Source organism: Winogradskyella undariae, assembly GCF_013285155.1.
In the GTDB taxonomy this organism is placed as follows: Bacteria; Bacteroidota; Bacteroidia; order Flavobacteriales; family Flavobacteriaceae; genus Winogradskyella; species Winogradskyella undariae.
In genome coordinates this window covers 1-15,967 of sequence record NZ_JABTEL010000010.1, presented here as the reverse complement: position 1 = coordinate 15,967, position 15,967 = coordinate 1, and the positions used below count along the sequence as shown (strand labels likewise).

16 protein-coding genes are annotated in these 15,967 nt (G+C 32.9%); 4 read left to right on the top strand and 12 right to left on the bottom strand.

All coding sequences use genetic code 11. The annotated features are described in order from the left end of the window. The first annotated feature begins 35 nt into the window (after positions 1 to 35). Positions 36 to 1,661, top strand: coding sequence for an ABC-F family ATP-binding cassette domain-containing protein (locus HSX10_RS13475; RefSeq protein ID WP_173588760.1), 1,626 nt, complete (start codon positions 36 to 38; stop codon positions 1,659 to 1,661). 120 nt (positions 1,662 to 1,781) lie between these two features. Here HSX10_RS13475 and HSX10_RS13470 read toward each other — a convergent pair whose 3' ends face one another. After that, entirely contained in the window at positions 1,782 to 2,018 is a 237-nt protein-coding gene (locus HSX10_RS13470; protein ID WP_173588759.1) for a putative signal transducing protein, read from the bottom strand. Between the two features lie 207 nt (positions 2,019 to 2,225). On the opposite strand from HSX10_RS13470, the gene katG reads away from it, so the two are divergent. Both katG and HSX10_RS13460 read left to right on the top strand, forming a co-directional pair. Next, positions 2,226 to 4,451, top strand: a complete 2,226-nt coding sequence (gene katG, locus HSX10_RS13465) for a catalase/peroxidase HPI (protein ID WP_173588758.1) — start codon at positions 2,226 to 2,228, stop codon at positions 4,449 to 4,451. A 76-nt stretch (positions 4,452 to 4,527) separates the two neighbouring features. Next, the gene (locus HSX10_RS13460) at positions 4,528 to 5,001 is read left to right on the top strand and encodes an ankyrin repeat domain-containing protein (protein ID WP_173588757.1); all 474 of its coding nucleotides are present in this window, start codon (positions 4,528 to 4,530) and stop codon (positions 4,999 to 5,001) included. Between the two features lie 314 nt (positions 5,002 to 5,315). Here the strand turns inward: HSX10_RS13460 and HSX10_RS13455 are convergent, their stop codons facing one another. The 8 genes from HSX10_RS13455 to ribB all read right to left on the bottom strand — a co-directional run bounded on the left by HSX10_RS13455 (position 5,316) and on the right by ribB (position 12,232). Further along, complete coding sequence (locus HSX10_RS13455) at positions 5,316 to 6,311, bottom strand: alpha/beta fold hydrolase (protein WP_173588756.1); 996 nt, start codon at positions 6,309 to 6,311, stop codon at positions 5,316 to 5,318. A gap of 208 nt (positions 6,312 to 6,519) precedes the next feature. Further along, entirely contained in the window at positions 6,520 to 7,755 is a 1,236-nt protein-coding gene (locus tag HSX10_RS13450) for an ATP-binding cassette domain-containing protein (RefSeq protein WP_173588755.1), read from the bottom strand. An 8-nt stretch (positions 7,756 to 7,763) separates the two neighbouring features. Further along, positions 7,764 to 8,924: a pyridoxal-phosphate-dependent aminotransferase family protein gene (locus HSX10_RS13445; RefSeq protein ID WP_173588754.1), complete on the bottom strand. Its 1,161-nt coding sequence runs from the start codon at positions 8,922 to 8,924 to the stop codon at positions 7,764 to 7,766. 68 nt (positions 8,925 to 8,992) lie between these two features. Then, entirely contained in the window at positions 8,993 to 9,736 is a 744-nt protein-coding gene (locus HSX10_RS18665; protein WP_217363275.1) for a hypothetical protein, read from the bottom strand. Between the two features lie 259 nt (positions 9,737 to 9,995). Beyond that, positions 9,996 to 10,490: a PPC domain-containing DNA-binding protein gene (locus HSX10_RS13435; protein ID WP_173588753.1), complete on the bottom strand. Its 495-nt coding sequence runs from the start codon at positions 10,488 to 10,490 to the stop codon at positions 9,996 to 9,998. 24 nt (positions 10,491 to 10,514) lie between these two features. After that, entirely contained in the window at positions 10,515 to 10,805 is a 291-nt protein-coding gene (locus tag HSX10_RS13430) for a putative quinol monooxygenase (protein ID WP_173588752.1), read from the bottom strand. A gap of 191 nt (positions 10,806 to 10,996) precedes the next feature. Then, on the bottom strand, positions 10,997 to 11,569 hold the full coding sequence (locus HSX10_RS13425; RefSeq protein WP_173588751.1) for a Crp/Fnr family transcriptional regulator: 573 nt from the start codon (positions 11,567 to 11,569) through the stop codon (positions 10,997 to 10,999). Beyond that, on the bottom strand, positions 11,570 to 12,232 hold the full coding sequence (ribB, locus tag HSX10_RS13420; RefSeq protein ID WP_173588750.1) for a 3,4-dihydroxy-2-butanone-4-phosphate synthase: 663 nt from the start codon (positions 12,230 to 12,232) through the stop codon (positions 11,570 to 11,572). It abuts the gene before it with no gap. Between the two features lie 244 nt (positions 12,233 to 12,476). On the opposite strand from ribB, the gene HSX10_RS13415 reads away from it, so the two are divergent. Then, a complete protein-coding gene (locus HSX10_RS13415) occupies positions 12,477 to 13,226 on the top strand; it encodes a hypothetical protein (RefSeq protein ID WP_173588749.1) in 750 nt (249 codons plus the stop codon). Positions 13,227 to 13,270: 44 nt separating this feature from the next. Here HSX10_RS13415 and HSX10_RS13410 read toward each other — a convergent pair whose 3' ends face one another. From HSX10_RS13410 to HSX10_RS13400, 3 genes are all read right to left on the bottom strand, one after another. Beyond that, positions 13,271 to 13,507 (bottom strand): hypothetical protein, encoded by a 237-nt coding sequence (locus tag HSX10_RS13410; protein WP_173588748.1) that lies wholly within the window; start codon positions 13,505 to 13,507, stop codon positions 13,271 to 13,273. 594 nt (positions 13,508 to 14,101) lie between these two features. After that, positions 14,102 to 14,689, bottom strand: a complete 588-nt coding sequence (locus HSX10_RS13405; protein WP_173588747.1) for a TlpA family protein disulfide reductase — start codon at positions 14,687 to 14,689, stop codon at positions 14,102 to 14,104. A gap of 184 nt (positions 14,690 to 14,873) precedes the next feature. Further along, positions 14,874 to 15,629, bottom strand: coding sequence for a hypothetical protein (locus HSX10_RS13400; protein ID WP_173588746.1), 756 nt, complete (start codon positions 15,627 to 15,629; stop codon positions 14,874 to 14,876). Positions 15,630 to 15,967 lie beyond the last annotated feature (338 nt).

Here is a 15,967-nt window from a genome sequence, read left to right as displayed (position 1 = left end):
CAATATATAAGGTTAACAGATTAAAATTTTAAAACATGTTATCAGTTTCTAATCTTTCGGTTCAATTCGGAAAACGTATACTTTTTGATGAAGTAAGCACCACATTCAATAATGGTAATTGCTACGGAATTATTGGTGCCAATGGTGCCGGAAAATCTACATTTTTAAAGATTATAGCAGGTAAAATGGACCCAACTTCAGGAAGTGTTCATTTAGAACCCGGTAAACGTATGTCTGTTTTAGAGCAGAATCACAATTTACATGATGAAGACACGGTTTTAGAAACCATTTTAAAAGGAAATAAACCTTTATATAAATTAAAGTCTCAAATTGATGCACTTTATGCTGATTATACAGATGCAAATGCTGAAAAAATCGGAGAACTTCAAGTGCAATTTGAAGAAATGAATGGTTGGAATGCTGATAGTGATGCTGCAGCCATGTTATCTAACTTAGGAATTAAGGAAGATTACCATTATACTTTAATGAAAGATTTAGATGGTAAGCAAAAAGTACGTGTATTACTAGCACAAGCTTTATTTGGAAATCCTGATTTGTTAATCATGGATGAGCCTACCAATGATTTGGATTACGAAACTATTACTTGGTTAGAGAATTTCTTAGCAAACTATGAAAACTGTGTGATTGTGGTTTCTCACGATAGACACTTTTTAGATTCAGTTTGTACACATATTTCTGATATTGATTTCGGAAAAATTAATCACTTTTCTGGTAACTATACGTTCTGGTACGAGTCTTCTCAGTTAGCAGCAAGACAGCATGCACAACAGAATAAAAAAGCAGAAGAGAAAAAGAAAGAATTAGAAGACTTTATTCGTCGTTTCTCAGCTAACGTTGCAAAATCTAAACAAGCAACGAGTAGAAAGAAGATGATTGATAAATTAAATATTTCAGAGATAAGACGTTCTAGTCGTCGCTATCCTGCTATTATTTTTGAACGTGATCGTGAAGCTGGAGATCAGATTTTAAATGTCCAAGGCTTAACGGCAAGTTTAGAAAATGATGTTTTATTTAGCAACATTGATATAAACTTAAATAAAGGAGATAAAGTTGTTGTTTATTCTAAAGATTCTAGAGCAACTACAGCTTTCTATCAAATATTAAATGGAAAAGAACAAGCTGATAGCGGTAAGTTTGATTGGGGAGTTACAACGACACAATCTTATTTGCCTTTAGATAACAGTGAGTTCTTTGATAATAAATTATCTCTTGTAGATTGGTTGCGTCAGTGGGCACAAACAGAAGAGGAGCGTGAGGAAGTGAATATTAGAGGTTTCCTTGGAAAAATGATTTTTAGTGGAGAAGAGGCGTTAAAAACATCAGATGTTCTTTCTGGAGGAGAAAAAGTACGTTGTATGTTAAGTCGAATGATGATGACAAGAGCTAACGTTTTACAATTAGATGAGCCTACAAACCACTTAGACTTAGAAAGTATTACAGCATTCAACAATTCTTTAACTAATTTTAAAGGAACTATTATGTTAACGACTCATGATCATGAATTTGCTCAAACTGTTGGTAATAGAATCATAGAATTAACACCAAATGGCGTTATTGATCGTTACATGGCGTTTGATGATTATATGGGAGACAAAAAGATTAAAGAACAACGTGAAAAAATGTATGGTGTTGCATTATAAGAAATTATATTTCTGACATTAACTATTATAAAATTATAAAGTGCTAGTATTAAAAATACTAGCACTTTTTTTTTATGTAAAAAGAGGTTATAATAAATAGAAATAATTACGCTATAAAAACTAAGCCTCCATTTCTACCTTTACACGGTTAACAATAACCATAGCTTTTTCTAATTCCTCATTATTTACAAACACTTCTTGATAACCTTGGTTCATAGAAGCATAACCCGCTAATCTTTGAGATTCGCCTTCGTCTTTAATAATAGGAACAATTCCTGCATGTTCTAATTCATCTTTAACACGTGTAACCAATATAAAATTACCGTAGTAAACTTTTGTATATTCTGAAGTGCTCATAATTGTATGTTTTAAATTTTAAATTAAGGTACGAAATTTTTATAGATATATTCTTTAAAAATCCATATTTTAATACATTTAGTCAATGGTGTTTTATTTAGTTATAGCTTTTAGCTATTGAAATATATAATAATAAAATAAGATAAATTAAATTAAAACGTCAATATTTTATATTTTTATAAAAAATTAAAACAAAAAATACAATATATGGAAAACTCAGCTAATAATTCTGCAGATTCAATACATGCAGAAAATCAAGAATTAAATCCACATGGAGGTTCTGGTACAGGTAAATGTCCTTTTATGCAAGGCGCAATAACAACTACCGAAAAAACAGTTACAGACTGGTGGCCCAATACTCTTAATTTAGATATTTTACATCAACAAGATTCTAAAACTAATCCTTTAGGTGCAGATTTCGATTATCAAGAAGAATTAAAAAAATTAGATGTAGAAGCTTTAAAAAAAGACGTAAATGCATTTATGACAGATAGTCAAGATTGGTGGCCTGCAGATTGGGGACATTATGGTGGATTAATGATTAGAATGGCATGGCATGCAGCAGGTTCATACAGATTAGCTGACGGACGTGGTGGTGGTGGTACAGGAAATCAACGTTTTGCACCGTTAAATTCTTGGCCCGATAATGTGAGTTTAGATAAGGCAAGACGTTTACTTTGGCCTATCAAGAAAAAATATGGTAATAAAGTAAGTTGGGCAGATTTAATAATTCTTGCCGGAACCATTGCTTATGAAAGTATGGGTTTAAAAACTTATGGTTTTGCATTTGGACGTACAGATATTTGGCATCCAGAAAAGGATGTGTATTGGGGAGCTGAAAAAGAATGGTTAGCACCAAGTGATGAGCGCTATGATAATGTAGATAATCCTGAAACCATGGAAAATCCATTAGCTTCTGTACAAATGGGATTAATTTATGTAAACCCAGAAGGTGTAAATGGGAAATCTGATCCTTTAAAAACAGCATTACAAGTTAGAGAAACATTCAAGCGTATGGCTATGAATGATGAAGAAACTGTGGCATTAACTGCTGGTGGACATACTGTTGGTAAAGCACACGGAAATGGAGATGCTAGTATTTTAGGTCCAGATCCAGAAAGTGCAGATGTAGATGCGCAAGGTTTAGGTTGGGCAAATCCAACAAAATCGGGTAAAGGAAGATATACCGTTACAAGTGGTATAGAAGGAGCTTGGACTACAAACCCAACAAAATGGGATAATGGTTTTTTCGAAATGTTATATAACCATGAGTGGGAATTACGTAAAAGTCCTGCAGGCGCTACACAATGGGAACCAGTAAGTATTAAAGATGAAGATAAACCTGTAGATGTAGAGGATTTAACAACAAAATTAAATCCAATGATGACCGATGCAGATATGGCTATGAGAATGGATCCTATTTACAACGAGATTTCATTAAAATTTAAAGACGATTTTGATGCGTTTTCAGATGCATTTGCGCGTGCTTGGTTTAAATTAACGCATCGTGATATGGGACCAAAAGACCGTTGGTTTGGACCAGATGTACCACAAGAAAACTTAATCTGGCAAGATCCAATTCCTAAAGGAAACTACAATTATGATGTTGCTGCAGTTAAAGCCAAAATTGCAAGTACAGATTTAAGTCTTTCAGAATTAGTGTCTACGGCTTGGGATAGTGCAAGAACGTATAGAGGATCAGATTTTAGAGGAGGAGCAAATGGAGCTCGTATTAGCTTAGCACCTCAAAATAAATGGGAAGGTAACGAACCTGCTCAATTAGAAAAAGTATTAGCTGTTTTAGAGCCTATTGCAACTGAATTTGGAATTAGCCTTGCAGATACTATTGTATTAGCTGGTAATGTTGGTGTAGAAAAAGCAATTGAAAATGCAGGTATTAACGTTAGTGTTCCTTTTACTTCAGGTAGAGGTGATGCTACGCAAGACATGACAGATGTAGAATCTTTTGAATCTTTAGAGCCACTTGCTGATGGTTATAGAAACTATCAGAAAAAAGAATATGTTGTAAGTCCGGAAGAAATGTTACTTGATCGTACACAATTATTGGGATTAACAGCAGGGGAAATGACAGTTTTAGTAGGTGGTATGCGTGTTATGGGCACCAACTATGGAGGTACAAAACATGGTGTGTTTACTGAAAACGAAGGTGCTCTTACCAATGATTTCTTTGTGAATCTTACTGATATGATTTACGAATGGAAATCTCAAGATGACGGCACTTACGAAATTAAAAACCGTCATACAGGTGAAGTGAAGTACACAGCAACACGTGTAGATTTAGTATTTGGATCTAATTCTATTTTACGTGCGTATTCAGAATTATATGCTCAAGACGATAGCAAAGAGAAATTTGTTACCGATTTTGTTGCAGCTTGGACAAAAGTGATGAATGCTAACCGTTTTGATATTTAAAACGTATAAACACTGATATTTTGAAAAGGAATGGACTTTATAGGTGCATTCCTTTTTAAATAAAACTTTATAAATTATGAAAAGAGATACAGATGTTTTATTTGAAGCTATAAAAGCAGGAGATAAAGATCGATTAAAAGCATTGATGTGTATAAATCCCAACTTAGTAAATGAAAAAGATGCACGTGGATTTACTCCTCTTATTTTAGCTACCTATTTTGATAATGAAGAAGCTACTAGTATTCTTATTGAAAATAACGCAGATATTAATGCCAAAGATGGCTCAGGTAATACAGCGTTGATTGGAGTAAGCTTCAAAGGAAATACGTCCTTGGCAACGACATTATTAGCAAATGGTGCAGATATTAATGCAGTTAACAAAGATGGAACTACGGCTCTAAGTTTTGCTACCCAGTACAACAAAATAGACATTGTAAAATTATTGTTAGAACATCATGCAGATAAAACTATAGAAGATAATTCAGGGAAAACGGCTTTAGCGCATGCCGAAGCAAAAGGTTTTACTGAGATGGTCTCACTTTTAAAATAATAGAACTTTATTCAAATATTAAATACTTGTAGCTTTTGTTAGAAATTAATAAGAAAACACCTCAGATAATTCTGAGGTGTTTTTAATTTAAGATAAGTTATGAAGAGTAAAAATCATTAAAATTCTTCCTACGATAATGTCATATTTAACATAGCACCGGTCACATTACTAGAACGCATAGTCTGTTTTCATATTGATTAAATTTTTCACCACTCGTTCATGAAGAGTAATATTTGAAAGTTGTTACTATTTAAAATCAACAAAGCCTCAAACAAATAGATGTATGAGGCTTTTAATGTTATTAAAAATAGCTGTTACTTCAAGAAATTCAATAACGGTTTAATAAAACTATCAAATTTTTCAATGTGAGGTAAATGTCCCACATTTTCAATTTCTACAAGCTTGGCATTTGGAATTGCTTTTTGTGTTGTCTTACCTAATTCACTGTATAACCCCATTGTTTTTCTCACCTCCTCACTTACTAACGGTTTTCCTAAAGCCGTACGATCTCTAGTGCCAATAATTAAAAGGGTAGGTGCCGTGATATTTTTAAACTCGTACACCACAGGTTGTGTAAAAATCATATCGTAGGTTAAGGCATTATTCCAAGCAATAGTTTTGTAGCTTGAATTTAGTGTCCAACCCGCTAATAAGTTCACCCATTGGTCGTATTCAGGTTTCCATTTGTTATCGTAATAATTGACTAATTGGTATTTTTTAATGCCTTCATAGCTTTTTTTAAGCTCGTTGGCGTACCACCACGTCACCGGTTTGTAGGGTACTTTTAATTTCCAATCTTCTAAACCAATAGGGTTTTCTAAAATAAATTTATCTATTGCTTCAGGATACATTAAGGCAAATCTTGTGGCTAACATGCCACCCATAGAATGTCCTAAAACCGAAGTTTTACTCACATTTAAATTATCTAATAAGGCTTTTGTGTTTTGTGCTAACTGCTGAAACGTATAATGAAAATGTTCGGGTTTAGACGATTTTCCAAAACCAATTTGGTCGGGTACAATAACACGATAACCTACTTTTGTTAAAGCTTCAATAGTCGTTTTCCAGTAGGCTCCATTAAAATTTTTACCGTGAAATAACAGGATGTTTTTACCGTTGTAATTGTCTGGTTGTACATCCATATATGCCATGTCTAGCGCTTGGTTTTGTATATCTAATTCTAAAGTGGAAACAGGAAAAGGATAGTCATAATTAGCTAACTGAATATCTAACCATTGTAAGTTGTCTGTTTGAGCAAATGTCAGTTGCGTAGCAATCACAACTATAGCTAGGGAGAGGATCTTTTTCATTTTTAAAATCGTTTTTGTCTAACGAAAATACCCAATTTAATAAAGTCGTTGCCTTAAAAGTATGCTAAAGTTTAATCCATTTCATAAATGGGAATACTAGCTATTGAGTTTGAAATTAAAATCGCATAATCTAAAAAATCTGTGGTAGACATGCCTTTCATTTGCATATCATTAAATTCTTAGTCTTCAATTAAAATGAGTTCTATATTTATTTCTGTACGCCTACAGAACCATTTGGAGAAGGTTGAAGTTCATAGGTAAATTCAGGGTGAATATTAGCCTCATCACGATGCGCTACAAATAAGATACTGGTCTCACTTTCTTTGGCGATTTTGTTTATTAACGCTGAAACAAGTGCTCTACCTTCATCATCAACATTAATTAAGGGTTCATCTAAAATCAATAACGGTGGATGTTTAATCATCGCTCTTGCAATTAATATCAAGCGTTGAACAGCTGGCGATAATTTGAGAAACGAGGTGTTTTTTTGGTCGCTTAAATTTAAGACGTTCATCCACTGAGCAGCGGCACGTATTTGTGCAGTTGACGGTGTTTGATATAAGCCAATACTATCATAAAAGCCCGAAATAATCATTTGCTCTACAGTATAGCTACGTTTAAATAGCTCTAACATCGCAGGACTAATATAGCCGATTTTCTGTTTGATATCCCAAACACTTTCACCAGAGCCTTTTTTTTGACCAAAGAGATATACCTCTTGACCATAGCCCTTGGTATTGTTCCCATAAATCATGGATAGTAATGTGGTTTTACCAGAGCCATTAGGGCCTATTAAATGCCAGAATTCCTTTTTTTTGATGATCCAGTTGATATCTTTTAGAATAGTACGATCGTCATAACTCACCTGTATATTCTTAAGCTCTACGAGCACTTCTGGAATATTGGTGTAGGTTGTTATTGCGGTTGGAATGTCTTTATCAAAAACAAACTCTTTTTTTCTAAAAGCATAGTCTTCGATAGGCACCACTGCTTTAAGCTCCGCTTTTTCGAATGTAATGGCATGCGTCATTACAGGTAATACATCATCCTGTCTGTTGAAAATAAAAACGATTGGTAAGTCTTTAGACAAGGCTATTAATTGTTGTTTTAATGCAGACACAGACGCTTTGTCTAAGGTTTCATAAGGATTATTTAATACTATAAAATCTGGGTTTTGTAGGAGTAGATGAGACAACAATGCTTTCTTTTGTTCACCAGAAGATAATGTTCTAAGGCTTCTATTTATTCCTGATGTTAACTCAAAATTATCGTGTTTATCTTCTTCTTCAATGTGTTTTTCTAAAACGGAATTTGAAAACAAAACACCTCTTTTCCCTTCTAAACCAGGTAATTTATAGGCGCCATTAAGTAAGTGAGATAGCCAATGTTCTTGCGGTGAACGCGTGGTATCTTCAATGGCATAATGTTGATGTGATGTTTTCATTATTCTAGTTAGAAGTGTTTTAATATTTGAGCTGTTCCTAATCCTAATTGATGTGAATAGCCATTGTTTTTCAACGCTGATTCAATGGCTCCAACCGTTGCTAGTAAATCATTCTTGTTTACCGATCCCATGTGTCCAATTCTAAAGTAATTATTTTTTAATTGCGGTAAAAGACCTCCAGCTAGTATGACGCCTTCTTGGTTTACTGACTTTAAAAAAGCGGCAGTGTCCATTTGGCTTGGATATAAGGGAGCTGATAAGGTGTTTGCAGAAACGTGTTCGTTTTTTGATAATAAGTCCAGGCCTAAAGCTTTGATTGCAGCTCGCATAGCTTTTCCCGCTCTTTTATGTCGGTCGAAACGATGGTCTAGCCCCTCTTTTGAAATGAGTTGTAAACTTTTTTCTAAAGCAATTACAAGATTCACGGCTGGTGTTCCAAAATAAGAAGCTTGTTTATTTTCATAAGCTTTCATTATTGGTAACCAATTGGCCCAATCGCCATAGTAATTAGCAACAGGACTTGTGCGTTGTTCAAATGCTTGCATTGCGTTTTTAGAAGCCACTAAAAGCGCGAGTCCTGGAGGAACGCCTATTGCTTTTTGGGATGCTGTAAGTACAACATCAATTCCCCAATCTTCTTGTTTAATTTCTTCGCCAGCAACAGAACAAACACCGTCTAGAATGGTTAATACGTTGTACTTTTTACCTAAGGCACCAATACGTTTAGCATCATTTAAAACAGCTGTTGATGTGTCAACATGTGTAAACGTTAACAGTTTATAGCTTTTAGCTTTTAGTTGTTCTTCTATAAGTTCTAAGGGTACAATGTTACCGACTTCAGCTTCAAGGATATCTACTTGAGCGCCATATCTTTTTAATATTTCGGCATAACGTAACCCAAAGTAGCCTGTCGCTATTACAAGTGCTTTATCACCGGTTTCTATTAGGTTTGCTGCTGCCATGTCCATAGCAAGTGTACCTGTTCCTGATATTATGAATGGTTGACCAGAAGGGCATTGCCAAACGTCTTTCATTAGTTTTAAACTATTGGCAAAGCAGTCTATAAAATCTGGGGACAGATGGCTAGGCGTTGGTACTGCCATACATTGCATCACTTCACTTTCAAATTCTATTGGGCCAGGTATCATTAATAATTTTCTCGATTTCATCTCTTGCGTGTTATCGTATTGCTAACTGTTTTATTCTATTTTTTTGACTGTTTATGGTCACTAAAATTCTAGTATTCTACCTTTGACTTATTCTTTAATTTATTTTCTAGGATAGGGTATAGGTTGTACGTTGGATAAATTTCTGTTGTAAAAGCTTTCCATGCCGTTCTCTCAATTGCTAAATTTACAGCAGATAATTTAGAGGCAGGAAGTTCTAACACCACCACTTGGCCAAGTCCCATAACCACAAACCAATTCACTACAGAAGTACCTTCTGGAGGGAGATTTTTATAAAAGCCTTTATCTGTTCTTATTTTTTCAATCTCATTTAAAGTCATACTTTGATCATGTTTAAGAAAGATGGTTAATAGCAACTTGTCATCTTCTTTTTTAGAACTGGGTTTTGCATCTAGCGTCACTTTTGACTTATTTTTCAATTTGTGTTTTATGATAGGATACAAATTGTAAGTTGCATACATTTCTGTTGTAAAAGCCTTCCATGCGGTTCTTTCAATGGCTAAATTTACAGCAGATAATTTTGAAGCAGGAAGTTCTAACACCACCACTTGACCAAGTCCCATAACCACAAACCAATTCACTACAGAAACACCTTCTGGAGGGAGGTTTTCGTAAAAGCCTTGATCCGTTCTTATCTTTTCAATCTCATTCAAAGTCATACTTTGATCATGTTTAAGGAAGATGGTTAGTAACAACTTGTCATCCACTTTTTCAGAGCTGTTAAGGGTATTAGTCGGTTGTGCATGAACAATCATTTGTAGTAAGAATAATGGGAGTAATACTGCGTATTTCATGTTTTTAATTTTTAGATGTTTGTTTAAAATAAGACAGAATAATCTTTAAGTCATTATTTTATAGTGTAATGCCATTAACAAGTTCTGGATTGTTTATCATTTAATTGATATCAAATTGTGTTCTTTTGAAAATTCCATAATAGTATTGCTATTCGTCATTGTTCCGTGGTCATTCATTCCTGCATTTAGATGACACTTTAATAAGGCTATGAAGGTCGCAATTTGGCTATGTTTATTAGTTGTCTACTCTTCTATACGTCTAAAAATCGTACAAGTTTAGACCCGTGTCCTCATCATGATAACGATTAACGGTTCCATCAAAACTTTCTATAACAAATTCTGCAGCACCATTAATTTTGGCTGTAAGCAAGTGTCCCGCTAATGCCGTGTAATCGTTACGTCCAAGAGTTACATGCATGTGTATGTAGTGCTTATCATTTTGTTGAGATATATTGCCTGTTAAGTTGGTAATTTCCATTTGTTCGGAAAACGTTTTATCTACAAATTCTTTAGTAGCTGGATCAAAAAATCTTAAAGTAGCTTCATTAACAGCCCCAAGACCTACAATTGTTCCTGCTTTTATATCATGCTCTTTCACAAACTCAGTGATTGCTTTTGTAATCTCAGCATGGTTTTGAATACTTATAACATACTTGTTACCAATCTGTTTGTAAGTGTACAATTCAGAATTTAATTGAGCATTTGCTAAAAAAGATACTGCGATACACAGTATTACAAAAATTGACTTTTTCATTTTGTATACTTTTAAGTTATAAAATTAATAAGAGGCTCTTATTATATCTATCGATAAACTATCGGCCTTTTTTCCGAGTTCGTTCTTTAATATTAAAAAATGATCTGTTTGATTATGAAAGTCAATCGCTTCCTGAGATTTCCATTCTTCTAGAATGATAACCTTTGCGCTATTATTAATATCTTCATGTAATATATACGAGATATTACCTTCCTCTTTCCGTGTGGCATCCGTTACAGTTTTCAATATATTAAAAACATCTTCCTTAAATTCGGGTTTTACAATAATTGTAGCTATAATTTTTAATTTGCTCATAATAAATACTTTTAAATTATTTTTTTGGTATATTTTTCTTTTTTGAGTCCAGATCATTCATCTGAACTTTTAATTGAGGTTGAACAATTTCCGTTGCATTTTTTTTATCTATTTCATATTGTATAGGATGTTTATTTTTCAAAAATAGCAGTTGGTGTTCGGTGTTTTTATTCTTTATTTTTTACTAATAATTAATTAGATTTTATTCTACTTAAGGTTTCTTGTGATATATTGATATAAGACGCTACAATTTTATTAGGTAACCGCTTAACTATATTAGGATTTATTTTAAATAACTGATTATAGCGTTCTGAAGCATTTAAAGTCGTAAAAGATGTTAATCTTTTTAAATTATTTACATATGCTTTTTCTAAATATATATTATAAAAATCCTTCCATTTAGGTATGATTTTCATAAGATGCCTAAAATCATTGTGCGTGATGTATAAGAGCTCACTATCTTCAATAACTTGAATTGTTTCTTGGGCAGGTTCCTTGGTTATAAAACTAACAAGTTCTGTTGCTAATTGATTTTCAAATGCAATATAACGGGTAACATCTTTTCCATTATCATCAATAAAAAATAACCTTAGGCACCCTTTTTTTACAAAATAACTAACTTGACTAAATTTTCCTGTGGAAAGTAAAATCTCATTTTTCTTTTTTTTTATAATTTTAAAATAAGACAGAATGATTTTTAAATCTTCATCTCCAATTTCAATGTTTTTTTTAATAAAATCAGTGAGTTCTATGTAATTTGTCATTTATATAAAGTCTCTAACAAATTTACGATAATGAATAATATCTTCTATTGATAAGACCATTAAATCGTGTTCCATAGCAAATTTTGTAATGGTGTCCATTCTTGCCATAGTTCCATCTTCGTTCATTAATTCACAAAGAACCGCTTCTGGCTTTAAGCCTGCTAATTTCATTAAATCAATACTTCCTTCTGTATGCCCCTTTCTGTCTAAAACGCCATTATTTCTACCTCTTAAAGGAAAAATGTGTCCAGGTTTTGCTAAATGATGGCTTTTAGCATTTTTATGGGAAGCTACTTGGATGGTTGTTAATCTATCCTTGGCAGAAACGCCGGTAGTTACACCATCTTTTGCTTCTATAGAAATGGTAAAAGGGGTTTGAAAACTACTGGTGTTTTCCTTTACCATATAAGGTAAATCTAATGCATCTGCTTTTTCATTAGTTAAGCATAGGCAAACAATACCACTACAATTTCTAACCATAAGTGCCATATCCTTATTAGTCATGTTATGGGCAGAGAATACTAAGTCTCCTTCGTTTTCTCTGTTTTTATCATCTATTAAAATAACTCCTTTACCATTTCTAAGGTGTACTAATGCTTTTTCTAAGCGTTCTTGACTTTTAGTACTAATTGTTTGTATGGTGTCTAATTCTGCTAATTCCATTTTAAATTATGTTTAATTTTTCGATAAGCAAAATTAATATTGTTTGAAGTCAGATTATTTGACGTAAGTCAATAAATTAATTTTTTATTACTATAAGTTGTATGCTTTGGTCTCATTTGACTTATGAGATGCTATAAGCTTGTTTTAAGTATTTTATAAGCATGCTATAACCACGCTATAACCTGTATTATATTTTTTTTTGTATATTGCTGTATTGTAGGTGTTTAACTTAAAATGTGATGTTATGGCAAAACAGACCGGAATTATCCATTTAGTAGGGACGTTAAATGGTATTAATTTTTATTATTTGAATGGTAAACCGATTGCACGAAAAGCGGGTGGTGGGTTTACTAGAAAAACAATAAAGAGCAAGGCTAGTATGCAGCGTGTGCGCGAAAATGCCAATGAGTTTGGGCATTGTTCTGCGGTGAATAGAGCGTTTAGATCTGCTTTGAATCCATTTTATAAGGGACATAAGTTTACGCATTTTCATAGTCGTTTGATGGGCTTGTTTACGCGTATAAAGGTTTTGGATACGACACATAAACGTGGGGAACGCTGTGTTGCTAATGGGATAGGGCAGGCGCATGGGCTTCAGTTATTACAACAGTTTAACTATACACCAGGGTGTGTTGTACGGCAAGTTTTACCCTTTGCGTTAGATGTTTCTAGCAGTGATTTTGTGTTAACACTTACTGATTTTGATATTGCTCAGGTGGGTTTTGTGGAAGGTGCTACTCATATGGCGTTAACGTATGGTGTTTTGGATTTTGATTTTGACCATTTGAATTATGCCCTGCATTTAGCTCCTCCTTTGGTTTTAGATCGTTCTTATGCTGGTTCTACTTTGACTTTAGAGCCTGATACTTTGCCAAGTGGGCTTGGTACTGCGCTATGTGTGCTTGGTGTTCGGTTTTACCAAGAGGTGGCTGGTGCTTTATATGTCTTAAATGCTAAAGATAGTGTGGGTATTGCGGTTTTGAAATGTTTGTAGGGTTTAAGCGATTGCGACTTTGTTTTACTTTATTTTGAGCCACATTACTTTGTTGGCATTTTGTTGTTTTTGCTATTCGTTATTTTATTTTCTTCCGTTTGTTTTTTAATGTTGTATATATTCATTATTGCCATAAATATTCCAAATATTATTGCATTTAATAAAAATCTCCAAATTCTAAAATCTAGTCCGTCAGAATAATCAAATCCAGCCATAATACTGGCATACGCTATTCCTCCAATTAAGCCTCCGATTATTATTGTTTTAGTTTTTTTGTTCATTTTGCTATTAAATTTGGTTGATGATTTATTCCGCAAACTTTATTAATTCTGATTGAGTGAATAATTGTGCAACGGGCTAAATTCCGCAATCCATTTGGGTTTTGCTTTTCAGTTCAGTTTCCGATTCCGGAAACGAGCTAAAAATCAAACGTTTTGTTTTAAATCCTTCTTTTTTATATTTCTTATGTTCAATATTTTTCTTTTCCAAAATTCTGTAAAATTTTCGTGGCGAGATTTTTAGGTCTTTTGTTATTTCACTCACTTTTCTCTTTATACAATTTTAAATTTTCATTTACTTTTTTGTTAAAGTAGTGTTTTTCGAGTTTCGCAACAATTTGTAATTCAGTCAGATTTGAGTGTTTCGCATATTATTCAATTTTTGATTTAATGTCTTTTAAATTACTCATGAATTTTATTTTTGACGGTTCTGCTCAATGGATGCCAATGTGATTGTGTATGGTTTACTTTGTCTGTTCGCTGCGCTCGGGTGTTGCGTGGTTTAGCACGTAATTTAGCAAATAAAAACCGAATAGAAAATCCGTTAGGATTTTTGTTAGTAGGCTAGAACTAGCAATAAATAATATACTTTTTTAGCTAACGTTTTTTTAATTCATTCAGTTTTTCTGATAATTGTGCTTTAAATTCCGCTTTATTTTTTTCTTCGTTTTCAGTGTCTTTTGGAATCATTTTCTCAATTTCAACGATTACTAAATCTTTATCTAAAATTAGCGTCTTTGGATAACCAAACGTTCCAAAAGTTTTTATGTAATCTTTTGAATCTACAATATGAGTAAAGTCAAAATCATGTGTTCTTAAAAATTCATTAACTTCATTCTGATTCTGGAAGGTCATTGATATAAAATTTACTTCATTTCCAAATTCAGACTTAATTTCGTTTAAAAGTGGCATTTCTTCAATGCAAGGTGCGCAATTACTAAACCAAAAGTTTATTATGGTTGGTTTGCCTTTTAGAGATTCCGAATTGATTTTTTTTCCACTCAAGAGAGGCAATTCAAATTTCGGCAATTCCTTTCCTTTAAATTCATAAATAGTTTCTTTAAAAACTTCACTAGATTTTATTTTTTCTAACATAGCGTTTTTCAGGGAATCAGTGGCTTGCCCCAAAATTATGTTAGAAGTAAATACAATAATTACTAACAGAATTATTCTTTGTGTTCTCATTTTTTTAAATGTTAGCTAACGGTTGGTGTGTATGGTTTACTTCGTCTGTTCGCTGCGCTCGGGTGTTGCGTGTTTCAAGCAACTAATTTAGTAAATAATTACCGAGCAAGAAAGTCCGCGAGGACTTTCGAAAGTAGGCAAGAAGCTAGCAATAAAATATATACGGTGTTAGCAAACGTATTTTTTATTTTGTTACGCCAATATAATTCATTATCAATGAGCTCACTTTGTCTTTTGGAATTTCAACCATTTCCAATGTTCCATCTTCTTTTAATCTTTGATGCTTTATTTTTTTGGAAAGATGATTTTCTTTAAGAAAATAAATTATTATATAACCATTTATGATTATTATATAATAAGTCGAATTATCAAGTTTATATCGAATAGGTTGTGCAATAAAATTTGAAAATCCTGCTGTTGGGTCTAATTTACTTATTGTAATTATAGTATCATCATCTGATCCAGGATTTTCATTTAATATTGATTGTCCAATTTTGTTAGCATAAGGTCCTAAATCAACATTTTGATATTCATCTCTACTCGATATATGAGCTCTCCAAAGAAGGGAAAGTAAGAATAATTTAAGAGAGCTATAATTTAAATCTGATAATTCTATTATTGTTCCTTTATCTTTTGAGTGCTTTATATTGCATTTAATTTTTTCGTTCTTATTTAGTTTCTTGTTCAAAAGTTTGGATACGTAAGATTCGTATTTTCCAATAATTTCATTGTCACATTTTTTACAGAGCAAATTACCTTCATATGCTCCAGAAGAAGGTCTTGAAATTCTCGGATTAGTTTTTCGTAATTCTTTTGGGTCAAAAGCAATTAACTTATGATTTTCGTCGAATATTTCTTTATGAAGAAATTCCGATATAATATGAGACTTTTTTATTAATGACTTTTTTTCTTTGCAAAGTTTACAAGTTGATTTCGTCATAATATGTTTGCTAACGTGTTTGTATATGGTTTGTTGCGTGGTTTAGCACCTAATTTAGCAAATAAAAACCGAATAGAAAATCCGCGAGGATTTTCGTAAGTAGGCTAGAACTAAGCAATAAATTATATACGGCTTAAGTTAGCATTTTAATAAAACACTAAATTTAAGCTATATAATTAGAAAGAACAAAAGAGAGGAATAAGGTTAATATATACGCGGAGACTACAGATCTCGTCAACATTGAAAATCCCCTCTCTTTTTCTACACAGATTTCGTACAGTTCTATGAGGCGTTTAGACCTCGATTTTAAGTCGTTGAAACTCGCGTAGCTTGTCCTT

Coding starts and splice junctions, on each gene's coding strand:
- HSX10_RS13410 (WP_173588748.1), bottom strand. CDS start 13,507: ATGAACAAAAAAACTAAAACAATAATAATCGGAGGCTTAATTGGAGGA.
- HSX10_RS13435 (WP_173588753.1), bottom strand. CDS start 10,490: ATGAAAAAGTCAATTTTTGTAATACTGTGTATCGCAGTATCTTTTTTA.
- HSX10_RS13430 (WP_173588752.1), bottom strand. CDS start 10,805: ATGAGCAAATTAAAAATTATAGCTACAATTATTGTAAAACCCGAATTT.
- HSX10_RS13415 (WP_173588749.1), top strand. CDS start 12,477: ATGGCAAAACAGACCGGAATTATCCATTTAGTAGGGACGTTAAATGGT.
- HSX10_RS13460 (WP_173588757.1), top strand. CDS start 4,528: ATGAAAAGAGATACAGATGTTTTATTTGAAGCTATAAAAGCAGGAGAT.
- HSX10_RS13450 (WP_173588755.1), bottom strand. CDS start 7,755: ATGAAAACATCACATCAACATTATGCCATTGAAGATACCACGCGTTCA.
- HSX10_RS13445 (WP_173588754.1), bottom strand. CDS start 8,924: ATGAAATCGAGAAAATTATTAATGATACCTGGCCCAATAGAATTTGAA.
- katG (WP_173588758.1), top strand. CDS start 2,226: ATGGAAAACTCAGCTAATAATTCTGCAGATTCAATACATGCAGAAAAT.
- HSX10_RS13425 (WP_173588751.1), bottom strand. CDS start 11,569: ATGACAAATTACATAGAACTCACTGATTTTATTAAAAAAAACATTGAA.
- HSX10_RS18665 (WP_217363275.1), bottom strand. CDS start 9,736: ATGAAATACGCAGTATTACTCCCATTATTCTTACTACAAATGATTGTT.
- HSX10_RS13405 (WP_173588747.1), bottom strand. CDS start 14,689: ATGAGAACACAAAGAATAATTCTGTTAGTAATTATTGTATTTACTTCT.
- HSX10_RS13475 (WP_173588760.1), top strand. CDS start 36: ATGTTATCAGTTTCTAATCTTTCGGTTCAATTCGGAAAACGTATACTT.
- HSX10_RS13400 (WP_173588746.1), bottom strand. CDS start 15,629: ATGACGAAATCAACTTGTAAACTTTGCAAAGAAAAAAAGTCATTAATA.
- HSX10_RS13470 (WP_173588759.1), bottom strand. CDS start 2,018: ATGAGCACTTCAGAATATACAAAAGTTTACTACGGTAATTTTATATTG.
- ribB (WP_173588750.1), bottom strand. CDS start 12,232: ATGGAATTAGCAGAATTAGACACCATACAAACAATTAGTACTAAAAGT.
- HSX10_RS13455 (WP_173588756.1), bottom strand. CDS start 6,311: ATGAAAAAGATCCTCTCCCTAGCTATAGTTGTGATTGCTACGCAACTG.